10 protein-coding genes are annotated in these 10957 nt (G+C 71.1%); 4 read left to right on the forward strand and 6 right to left on the reverse strand.

Translation table 11 applies throughout. The features are described from left to right. Positions 1–229: 229 nt before the first annotated feature. Positions 230–1516, reverse strand: a complete 1287-nt coding sequence (locus tag ACWDS7_RS23555) for a Glu/Leu/Phe/Val family dehydrogenase (RefSeq protein ID WP_451931025.1) — start codon at positions 1514–1516, stop codon at positions 230–232. Positions 1517–1772: 256 nt separating this feature from the next. Between ACWDS7_RS23555 and ACWDS7_RS23560 the strand changes: the two genes are divergently transcribed. Further along, a complete protein-coding gene (locus ACWDS7_RS23560; protein ID WP_451931026.1) occupies positions 1773–3335 on the forward strand; it encodes an alkaline phosphatase D family protein in 1563 nt (520 codons plus the stop codon). A 74-nt stretch (positions 3336–3409) separates the two neighbouring features. On the opposite strand, the gene rocD is transcribed toward ACWDS7_RS23560, so the two are convergent. The 5 genes from rocD to ACWDS7_RS23585 all read right to left on the reverse strand — a co-directional run bounded on the left by rocD (position 3410) and on the right by ACWDS7_RS23585 (position 8505). Further along, the gene (rocD, locus tag ACWDS7_RS23565) at positions 3410–4621 is read right to left on the reverse strand and encodes an ornithine--oxo-acid transaminase (RefSeq protein ID WP_451931027.1); all 1212 of its coding nucleotides are present in this window, start codon (positions 4619–4621) and stop codon (positions 3410–3412) included. Between the two features lie 43 nt (positions 4622–4664). Then, positions 4665–5459, reverse strand: a complete 795-nt coding sequence (ddaH, locus tag ACWDS7_RS23570) for a dimethylargininase (RefSeq protein ID WP_451931028.1) — start codon at positions 5457–5459, stop codon at positions 4665–4667. Between the two features lie 109 nt (positions 5460–5568). Further along, entirely contained in the window at positions 5569–6042 is a 474-nt protein-coding gene (locus ACWDS7_RS23575) for an Lrp/AsnC family transcriptional regulator (protein ID WP_306857191.1), read from the reverse strand. A gap of 181 nt (positions 6043–6223) precedes the next feature. Continuing rightward, entirely contained in the window at positions 6224–6931 is a 708-nt protein-coding gene (locus tag ACWDS7_RS23580; protein ID WP_306857192.1) for a DUF5941 domain-containing protein, read from the reverse strand. Further along, entirely contained in the window at positions 6928–8505 is a 1578-nt protein-coding gene (locus ACWDS7_RS23585; protein WP_306857193.1) for a CDP-alcohol phosphatidyltransferase family protein, read from the reverse strand. The genes ACWDS7_RS23580 and ACWDS7_RS23585 overlap by 4 nt, the downstream gene beginning before the upstream one ends. Positions 8506–8667: 162 nt before the next feature. Between ACWDS7_RS23585 and recO the strand changes: the two genes are divergently transcribed. The 3 genes from recO to ACWDS7_RS23600 all read left to right on the forward strand — a co-directional run. Continuing rightward, positions 8668–9405, forward strand: coding sequence for a DNA repair protein RecO (gene recO, locus ACWDS7_RS23590; protein WP_306857194.1), 738 nt, complete (start codon positions 8668–8670; stop codon positions 9403–9405). After that, entirely contained in the window at positions 9402–10181 is a 780-nt protein-coding gene (locus tag ACWDS7_RS23595; RefSeq protein WP_451931029.1) for an isoprenyl transferase, read from the forward strand. Before recO ends, ACWDS7_RS23595 begins: the two co-directional genes overlap by 4 nt. A gap of 44 nt (positions 10182–10225) precedes the next feature. Then, the coding region (locus tag ACWDS7_RS23600) for a crotonase/enoyl-CoA hydratase family protein (protein WP_451931030.1) at positions 10226–10957 on the forward strand (732 nt) is incomplete at its 3' end.

Below are 10957 nucleotides of genomic sequence, written 5' to 3' on the forward strand. Positions count from 1 at the left end.
GTGACCGGGGTCCTCCGTTTCCGTCGCCCGCTGGTGACGTGGCCGTACACTCCTCCCGCCCGCCGGTGACGGCGTTCCGCGTTCATACCGCCCGTCGGTGACCCGGCCGTACGTCAATACCGTCCGTCCGTGACGGGGTCCTCCGTTCCCGCCGCGGCCGGAGCGTGTACGGCGGGCGGCAGCCGCGGCGGGCGAGGCCCGATCCCCCGGCGGGGACCGGGCCGTCCCGTCAGGGGTAGAGCCCCCGCATCCGGTGGGCCTCGGCGACCCTGCCCACACCGATGGCGTGGGCGGCCTGGCGCAGGCTGATCCCGCGCTCGGCGGACATCGCCGCGACCGCGTCGAAGGAGCTCTCCATCAGCTCGCGGAGCTTGGCGTCGACCTCACCCGCGCTCCAGGAGCAGGCCTGCAGGTTCTGCACCCACTCCAGGTAGGAGACGATCACACCGCCCGCGTTGGCCAGGATGTCGGGGACCACCGTGGTCCCCGCGTCGGCCAGGATCCGATCCGCCTCCGGGGTGGTGGGGCCGTTGGCGCCCTCCACGATCAGGCGGGCCCTGACCCTGGGCGCGTTCTCCGCGGTGATCGCGCCCTCCAGCGCGGCCGGGACGAGCACGTCCACGTCGAGCTCCAGCAGCTCCTCGTGGGACAGGGCGTCGGCGTGGCGGTAGCCGTACACGCCACCGGTCTCCCGCACCCAGGCCTGCAGGTCCTCGACGTTCAGGCCCGAGCGGTCGACCACCGCGCCGGTGGCGTCGGAGACCGCGACCACGCGGCAGCCGGCGTCGGCGAGGAGGCGCGCGGCCGGCGCGCCGACCTTGCCGAAGCCCTGGACCGCGACGGTGCGGCCCTCGGGGGAGCCCGTCAGGGCCTTGAGCGTGGCGATCTGCACGCCGCGGGAGGTGGCTCCGGCCCGCCCCAGGGAGCCGCCGAGGGTCGTGGGCTTGCCGGTCACCACACCGGGCACCGGATAGCCCGCGTTCACCGAGTAGGTGTCCATGATCCAGGCCATGGTCTGCTCGTCGGTGCCGACGTCGGGGGCCGGGATGTCCCGGTCCGGGCCGATGATCGGCAGGATCTCGTTGACGTAGCGGCGGGTGACCCGTTCGAGCTCCCGTGCGGACAGCGAGGCGGGGTCCACCGAGACGCCGCCCTTGGCGCCGCCGTACGGGATGCCGACCAGCGCGCACTTCCAGGTCATCCACATGGCCAGCGCGGTGACCTCGTGGAGGTCGGTGGAGGGGTGGAAGCGGATCCCGCCCTTGGCCGGGCCGCGGGTGGTGTTGTGCTGGACCCGGAAGCCCTGCACGACGTCCATCCGGCCGTCCTCGCGGCGGACGGGCACCGAGACGGTGAGGGAGCGGCGGGGGGTGGCCAGCATCGTGCGCAGGCCGTCGTCCAGGTGGAGCCGGTCGGCCGCCTGGTCGAGGTGGAACAGCGCGGAGTCGAGGGCCTGCCGGCCGGGGCTGATGAGGGTGGTGGCTGCCGGCGTCGTTGACGGCACCATGAGGGACATGAAGGAGAGCCTCCATACGGTGAGCGGAGCGCCGTTGCCCCGCTCGGAGCGGTTTGTGATGATCACACTAGTTGCGGGGTTCCGACCCGCCAATCGGGGAACGTTGAGTTCTTATGGCCGATTCTTGTGGGTTTCCTCACTTATGAGGCGATCTGTTGTTATCGATCAGACCGGTTGGGCACGGTGAGGGCAACGCGCCAATATGGCAGGCTCCTGTTCTGACGCCTGCCGTTCTGTAGTGCCTGAGAGGATCAACGTGCCGGAACTTGTGGTCGGGCCACTGCTGCGTTACGTGGACGAGACCAGCGCGTCGGTGTGGGTGGAGACCAGCGAGCCGTGCGAGGTGACGGTCGAGGTCGGCGGGGTGCGGTCACAGGCGCTGACGTTCACCGTGCACGGCCACCACTACGCGATCGTCGACGTCGGCGCCGAGGGCGCCTACGAGGTCCGCCTGGCGGGGGAGACCGTGTGGCCGCTGCCGGACCGGCCGCCCAGCCGCATCCGCTTCTTCGGCCCCGGCGGGCCCCGGCGGGTGATGTTCGGCTCCTGCCGGACCAGCGTGCCCCATGACACGCTGCACATCGTCTCGCACGGGGTCGACGTCCTGCGCGCCTACGGCTGCACCATGATGGGCGCCCCCGAGGAGGAGTGGCCCGACCTGCTGCTCCTGCTCGGCGACCAGGTCTACGCCGACGAGCCGTCCGTCGAGATGCTGGAGTTCATCAGGAACCGCAGGGACGGCGAGCCGGCGGGCGAGATCGCCGACTTCGAGGAGTACGCCGAGCTGTACCGCCAGGCGTGGACCGACCCGGAGATCCGCTGGATCCTCTCGACGGTGCCCAGTGCGATGATCTTCGATGACCACGACCTGCGCGACGACTTCAACACCTCCGCCACGTGGCGCGAGCAGATGGCCAAGGTCCCGTGGTGGCCGCGCCGGGTGGTCTCCGGGCTCGGGGCCTACTGGATCTACCAGCACCTGGGCAACATGTCGCCGCAGGAGCGCGCGTCGGACGAGCTGCTCAGCAAGTTGTGCGCGGCTGAGGGCGACGGGTCCGAGATGCTCGACACGTTCGCCGAGCACGCCTACGACGTTCCCGCCGACAACCGGTGGAGCTACTCCCGCGACCTCGGCGGCACCCGCCTGATCATGCTCGACTCCCGCTGCGCCCGGCAGCTCACCCCGGGGGACCGGCGCATGATCGACCCGGTGGAGTGGGAGTGGCTCACCGAGGAGCTCCGCAAGGGCGGCGTCGAGCGCTTCGTGATCGGCACGTCGGTGCCTTTCCTGCTCCCGGCCGGCATCCACCACATCCAGAACTGGAACGAGGCCCTGGCCCAGGGGGCCTGGGGCAAGCGGACGGCCCGCTGGTCCGAGGCGCTCCGCCAGGCCGTCGACCTGGAGCACTGGGCGGCCTTCCGCCGGTCGTTCGAGGACCTGTCGGACCTGCTGGCCCGGACCGGCAAGCCCGTGGTCATACTCTCCGGCGACGTGCACTACTCCTACGTCGCCAAGGCCGATGGGCTGCCCATCTACCAGCTCGTCTGCTCCCCGATCCGCAACCCGCTGAGCCGTACGCTCCGCCTGGCCAACATCGTCGCGCAGTTCGGTCTCGCCACCCTGGTCGGCGGATGGCTGTCCCGGCTGGCCAGGATCCCCAAGCCGCCGTTCAGGTGGCGCATCGTCCACGGGCCGTGGTTCTCCAACGCGGTGGCCACGCTGTCCCTGGGGGCCGACCCCCTGTCCGTCCGCTGGGACACCGCCGCCGCCACCGAGATCTCGGAGATCACCACGGTGAAGCTGACCGGGGGCGGGTGACGCCGGGCGCCGTGGCGGAGCCCGCCTCCGGAGAGGTGCGGCTCATCCGTGGGGGACGGCCGCACCCCGCGGGGTCATCCGGCGAACTCCCCGAGGGCGTCGGCGAGCTGGTCGACGGCCCAGACGAGGTCCTCTTCGGAGACGACGATCGGCGGGGCGAGGCGGATGGTCGAGCCGTGGGTGTCCTTGGCGAGGACGCCGCGGCGCATCAGGGCCTTGGAGATCTCACGGCCGGTCGCCAGGGAGGGGTCGATGTCGACGCCCGCCCACAGGCCGCGGCCGCGCACGGTCACCACCCCCCGGCCGATCAGGCCGCGCAGCCTCTCGTGCAGCACCGCTCCGAGCTCCTTGGCTCGCGTCTGGTACTCGCCGGTGTTGAGGATCTCGATGACCGCGTTGGCCACCGCGCAGGCGAGCGGGTTGCCGCCGAAGGTGGAGCCGTGCTGGCCCGGCTTGATCACGCCGAGCACGTCCTCGTTGGCGGTGATCGCCGAGACCGGGACCACACCGCCGCCCAGGGCCTTGCCCAGCACGTAGATGTCGGGGACGACCCCTTCGTGGTCGCAGGCGAAGGTGTCGCCGGTGCGGCCGAGGCCGGACTGGATCTCGTCGGCGATCATCAGGATGTTCTCCGCGCTGCAGAGCTCGCGGACCTGGGTGAGGTAGCCGTCCGGCGGGACCAGCACGCCGGCCTCGCCCTGGATGGGCTCCAGCAGCACCGCGACGGTGTTGGCGTCGACGGCCTCGCGGATCGCCTCGACCGAACCGTACTTCACGACCTTGAAGCCCGGGGTGTAGGGGCCGAAGCCGTCGTGGGCGTCGGGGTCGGTGGAGAAGCTGATGATCGTGGTGGTGCGGCCGTGGAAGTTGTCCTCCATCACGATGATGTTGGCCTGCTCCGCGGCCACGCCCTTGACCTCGTAGCCCCACTTGCGGGCGACCTTGATCGCGGTCTCCACGGCCTCGGCGCCGGTGTTCATCGGCAGGACCATGTCCTTGCCGGTGAGGTCGCCCAGCCCGGCGGCGAAGGCGGCGAACTGGTCGTGGAAGAAGGCGCGGCTGGTCAGCGTGAGCTTGGCGAGCTGTTCCTGCGCCGCTGCGACGATCTTCGGGTTACCGTGGCCGAAGTTCAGCGAGGAGTAGCCGGACAGGCAGTCCAGGAACCGCTTGCCCTCCACGTCGGTGACCCAGGCACCCTGCGCCTCGTGGATCACGATGGGGAGCGGGTGGTAGTTGTGCGCGCTGCGGCGCTCGCTGAGCTCGATGAAGTCTGCTGTGCTGGTCATCCGATATTCGCCGTTCCTTGGTTCTTGGCCGTTCTACCTGCGTTCATCCCCGGATCTCGAGCGTGCAGCACTTGGGGCCGCCGCCCGCTTTGCGCAGCTCCGACAGTTCGACCGGGATGACCTCGAAGCCGTGGCGCTTGAGCTCCAGCTGAAGGTTCGCCGCCTCGGCATTGATCACCACCCGGGTGCCGTCGCTGACCGCGTTGAGGCCCAGCACGGTCGCGTCCTCCTCGTCCGCGACGACGGCGTCGGGGAACAGGTTCTTCAGTACTTCCTGGCTCCCCGCCGAGAAGGCCCCCGGGAAGTATGCCACGTTATGTCCGTTTAGTGGGAACAGTGCGGTGTCCAGGTGATAGAAGCGCGGGTCCACCAGCTGCAGCGTCACCACCGGGAGACCCAGGAACTCCTGAGCCTCCTTGTGGGCGGTGATGTCGGTGCGGAACCCCGTGCCGGCCAGCACCATGTGGTCGAGGGTGAGGAAGTCGCCCTCGCCCTCGTTGGTGAAGGCCGCCTCGTGCACCCGCTCGTAGCCGTTGTCGACGAACCACTTCAGGTAGGCGGGCCCCTCGGCGGCGCGCTCCGGGTGCGCGAACCGCGCGCCGTACACCCGGCCGCCGACGACCAGCGCCCCGTTGGCCGAGAAGACCATGTCGGGCAGCCCCTCCACCGGGTCGATCAGGCTGACCCGGTGTCCCAGCTCCTCGTAGGCGCTCTTGAGCCCCTCCCACTGCCGGATCGCCACCTCGCGGTCGGCGCCGGCCTCCGGATCCATCCACGGGTTGATCGCGTACTCAACCGCGAAGTGGTCAGGCCGACACATGAGGTAGTGCCTCGTCATGGAGAACTCCGCAAAGGGACGTCGTAGTGAGAACGGCAACAGCCTAGGAACGGCGTTCACGCTGGCCAAGGGCCCGATCTTGCGTGTCCGCGCGGGTCTCTTGCGTGCTTCAGGCCACGAACGTCGATCCGTTGCGTGAGGTGACCAGGGGGGTGTCGATGAGCCGGGAGAGCACGATGGAGCTCTTGGTCCGCACCACGAAAGGCTCCGAGGCGATGCGCTCGATCACCTGCTCCACATGGCGCACATCGGTGGCCCTGATGTGCAGCAGCGCGTCGGCCTCCCCGGTGATGGTGCACGCCGAGACCACCTCCGGGAGGCGGGCCACGGCCACCCCGATCTCCGACGGCGAGGTCTTGCCCGCGCAGAACAGCTCCACGTAGGCCTCGGTGGTCCAGCCGAGCGCGGCCGGCTCCACCCGCGCGGTGAACCCGGTGATCGCCCCCGCCTCGCGCAGCCGGTCCACCCGCCGTTTCACCGCCGACGCCGACAGGCCCACCCGGTGCCCGATCTCCGCGTAGGTGCTGCGGGCGTCCTCGACGAGCGCCCCGATGATGTCACGATCCAGCCGGTCCAATTCCACGCTGCTTTGTAACACAGCGACCCCCGCGGTCCCGCAACGCGCCAGGCCACAGCGGTCCGGCCCGCTCCGCCGCGGGGCCCGGCGCCGGGGTGAGGGTCCGCCCCGCCGCGCGCCCCGCACAGACGGCGAGAGGGCCGCGACGGACGTGTCGCGGCCCTCTGCGGGGATGTCGGGGCGTGCCTCAGGCGGGCTCGGCCTCGCCGGTGGCCTGCTCCATGGCCTCCTCGGGAGAGGCCTCCAGGTCGTCGCCGGCCTGGGCGAGCGCCGACGCCTTGTCCAGGCGGACCCAGCTCGTCACGCTCTCGACGGCGAACAGCACGCCGAGGTAGAGCGTGAGAGCGGCCAGCACCCAGGTGAGCACGCCGAGCGCGGCGCCGGCGCCGATCAGCAGCAGCCGGAGCTCCCAGCCCAGCCCGGCCTGGAACACCCAGGCGGGCGGCCAGATGCTCTGCCGGGTCCGGTAGACCGTGTCGTAGGTGTGGTAGCCGATCACGTAGAGCAGCACGAACAGCAGCCATTTGGGCGCCTCGGCGGCCAGGCCGACCAGGATGATCGTGAGGAACTCGGTGCCCCGGATCAGCGGCGGCGCCAGCCAGTCGAGCTTGCCCAGGTGGTCGCGGGCCGCGGTGGGCAGCACCAGGAGCACCATGACCACGACCGGGACCAGCAGGACCGGTCCGTTGCCCAGCAGCCCGGTCGCCGCCATCGCGACGATCGCCAGCAGCGCGACGAGCGCGGCCGGCACCGGGGGCAGCCCCGGTCCGACCTTGTCGCGCAGCGCCGTCACCAGGGGACCGTCGTCGCGGTAGGCGAGCAGGCGCGCGGTCTGCACGCGCAGCCGCTCCTCGTAGGGGTCCGGAGCGGGGGTGGTCTGCGGCTGGGTGATCATGCGAGCGACCTCATCAGACGTCCGGTGAGCGAGTAGGCGGTGGCGATGCCGCCCCAGATGATCAGCGTGATGAAGGTGACCCGGGCGTCGAAGAAGGCGCTGACGATGGCGATGGCGGCGAAGCGCTCACCGATCGGGAAAACGATCATCTTGCGGGCCCAGTGCACGGCCCGGTTCCGGCCCGCCTTGCTCCACATCTTCAGCAGCCCGCGGATCCCGCCGCTGCGCGCGACCTTGCGCTGCTCCAGCGCCGCCCGGAGGTCGGTGTCGGCGCTGATCGCCAGAGATATCGAGGGGAGCGGGGACGGGGGCTTGCGCCGGTTGGCCGCGCCGAAGGAGAAGTCCAGCAGGTGCTTGATGGACTGCATGCCGAGCGCGGCCAGCGCCAGCGTCCACACGTCGCCCACGCCGGAGACGGCCGCGCCGACCGCCAGGCCGGCGAAGACCACGTATTCCTTGAAGCGGTCGAAGGTGGCGTCCAGCCAGGCCCCGAGCACGCCGAACTTGCGGGCGTAGCGCGCGACCTGCCCGTCCACGCAGTCGAACACGAACGCGAAGTAGATCAGGATGCCGCCGGCGACCATCCCGGCCCGCGCGCCGGTGGCGAAGCAGGCCGCCGCCGCCACGCCCAGGGCGATCGAGATCAGCGTGACCTGGTTGGGCGTGAGCCCGCGCCGGGCCGCCCAGCGGGCGATGAAGCGCGAGTAGGTGCTGACGAAGTAGGTGGTGAAGAAGCCGTCGGCGCCCTTGACCGCGTTGTTCAGCCGGGCCTTGTCCTCGTTGTAGGTGGACATCTCGGCCACTGCCTCGTCGGCCTGCCCGCGGGTGTTCAGCCGGCGGAAGAACAGGTCGCGGCGGCCCCGGATGCCGACCGAGACGCCCTTCCGCACCAGGCCCAGGACCAGGAGCTGGAGCAGGTCGTCTCCGGGGCCGAGCAGGTGGGCCATGTCGGCGAGCTCGCGGGCCGCCTCGGCCAGCGTGGGCGCGTGCTTGTGGTGCAGGTGCAGCGGGCCGAGCAGGACGGCGTTGGGCCGGGTCACCGCGTGGTAGGCCGAGCCGACCGAGATCACCCGGGACTTGGCGGCGCGGACCCGGACCGGGAGGTCCTCGAACGTCCGGTCGCCGATCTCCGGCTCCGCCTCGTCGATGGGGACGTTGGCGACGATGGCGTCGCCGTTCTCGTCCTCCTCGCGGGGCTCCTTGGCGATCAGCGCGAGCGCGCCGCGCTTCGACTTGGTGATCTGGTAGATCAGCTCGTCGTGGATCAGCGAGTTGGCCGGGAGGATGAGCAGGTTCTCCGTGGCGTGCTCGACCGCGTCGGCCACGGCGCGCAGGTCGCCGGCCAGATCGGAGGTCTCGACGAGCCGCCCCGGGAAGCCCTGGTAAACCGGAGCGTCGCCGGTGCGGGCGATCGTCACCGGTGCGGGATCGATCGAGGCGAGCTGGCCGTGCAGCTTGCCGATCACAGTGGGGCAGCCGGGGAGCGCGGGCAGAGTCAGCGCGGCGGGCGGCGTCGACTGGCCGGGGGCGGCATCGGGGCCGGGCGATGAACCCAGCAGGACCACGCGGGGCATGGCACCCTTTCGTGCGGGGGCGGGGTGAAACAAGGCGCGGGGAGTTCGCCAGGGGCCAAAGTTTAGTGAGTTTTGGATGAACAACACGCATCCGTGATCCATCTGTGCCACTTGATCATGGTTGACGCCGTGCGACACGGGGCATCCCACTAGACTGACCTGGTGAGTCTGTACCGTGACGACGGCATCGTGCTGCGCACCCACAAGCTGGGCGAGGCCGACCGCATCGTCACGGTCCTGACCCGGCGCACCGGGAAGATCAGGGGGGTCGCCAAGGGGGTCCGGCGGACCACCTCGCGCTTCGGCGCCCGGCTGGAGCCGTTCACCCACGTGGACCTCCAGCTCCACACCGGCCGCACGCTCGACGTGATCACCCAGGCCGAGACGGTCCGTCCGTACGGCGAGGCGCTCGTCACCGACTACCCGCGCTACACCGCGGGCAGCGCGATGCTGGAGACCGCCGACCGGCTGGCCCTGGGGGAGAAGGAGCCCGCGCTCCGCCAGTTCCTGCTGCTCGTCGGTGGTCTGCGCACGCTCGGTTCGGGGGAGCACGATCCCCGGCTGGTCCTTGACGCCTATTTCCTGCGCTCGCTGGCCGTCGCCGGTTACGCTCCTGCCCTGGAGTCGTGTGCCCGCTGCAGGACGCCCGCGATCCGGGCGTTCGCCATCGTGGCGGGGGGCGTGGTCTGCGGCGCCTGCCGTCCCGCCGGTGCCGCCGTGCCCGCCGGGGAGACCCTCGCCCTGATGGTCGCGCTGCTGAAAGGCGACTGGCTCACCGCCGACGCCTCCGAGAGCCGGCACCGCACCGAATGCAGCGGCCTGGTCGCGGCATATCTCCAGTGGCACCTGGAGCACGGCATACGCTCTCTCCGACACGTAGAAAGGGAGCTCGCCCAGTGAACGTCCGTCCCCCGGCCCCGCACCCGTCCGGCGCCACCCCGCCCCCCATCCCGCGTGACCTCGTGCCCCGGCACGTGGCGATCGTGATGGACGGCAACGGCCGGTGGGCCAAGCAGCGCGGCCTGCCGCGGACCGAGGGCCACAAGGCCGGTGAGGCGTCGCTGTTCGACGTGATCGAGGGCGCGATCGAGCTCGGCATCCCCTACCTGTCGGCATACGCCTTCTCCACCGAGAACTGGAAGCGCTCCCCCGACGAGGTGCGCTTCCTGATGGGCTTCAACCGCGACGTCATCCGCCGCCGCAGGGACGATCTCCACGCGATGGGCGTACGGGTCCGCTGGGCGGGCCGTCCCGGCCGGCTGTGGAAGAGCGTCATCCAGGAGCTGCAGGACGCCGAGCGGATGACCGAGCACAACTCCCGGCTGACCCTGCAGTTCTGCGTCAACTACGGCGGCCGAGCCGAGATCGTGGACGCGGCGCTGCGCCTGGCCGAGGACATCGCCGCCGGGCGGGTCAAGCCCGGCCGGGTGAAGGAGGAGACCTTCGCCCGCTACCTGGACGAGCCGCAGATCCCGGACGTCGACCTGTTCCTGCGCTCCTCGGGCGAGCAGCGCACCTCCAACTTCCTGATCTGGCAGACGGCCTACGCCGAGATGGTCTTCCTCAACCGGCTGTGGCCCGACTTCGACCGCCGCGACCTGTGGGAGGCGTGCGAGACCTACGCCAAGCGCGACAGGCGGTACGGCGGAGCCGTACCGAACGCGGTTACAGAATAATGTTATGTTCCGGGTGACGCCGAACCGCTGAGAGGTGCGCCCGGATGACTGTCAGGATCGAACGCGACGGCTCCGTCACCACCGTCGTCCTGTCCCGGCCGGAGGTCCGCAACGCCGTGGACGGGCCCACGGCCGCGGCCCTGGCCGGTGCCTTCCGTGATTTCGAGGCCGATCCCGGCGCGGCGGTGGCCGTGCTGTGGGGCGAGGGCGGCACGTTCTGCGCGGGGGCCGACCTCAAGGCCATCGGCACGGACCGGGGCAACTGGGTGGCCCCCGGCGGCGACGGGCCGATGGGGCCCACCCGGATGCGGCTGACCAAGCCGGTGATCGCGGCGGTCGCCGGGCACGCCGTCGCGGGCGGGCTGGAGCTGGCGCTCTGGTGCGACCTGCGGGTGGCCGAGGCGGACGCGGTGTTCGGGGTCTTCTGCCGCCGCTGGGGCGTCCCGCTGATCGACGGAGGCACCGTCCGGCTGCCACGGCTGATCGGGACCGGCCGCGCGCTGGACATGATCCTCACCGGCCGCCCCGTCCCCGCCCAGGAGGCCCTCGACATGGGCCTGGTCAACCGGGTGGTGCCGGTCGGCGGGGCGCGCGAGGCCGCCGAGGGCCTGGCCGCCGCCATCGCGCGTTTCCCGCAGGGCTGCATGCGCGGCGACCGGCTGTCGGTGCTGGAGCAGGAGGCCGCCGTCGTGGAGCAGCTGCCCACCCCGACCTGTGCGGCCGGCATCACCTCCATCACCCCGCCCGAGCCGGACCTGAGCGGCGACCGCGATGGC

Source organism: Streptosporangium sp. NPDC003464 (assembly GCF_053588315.1).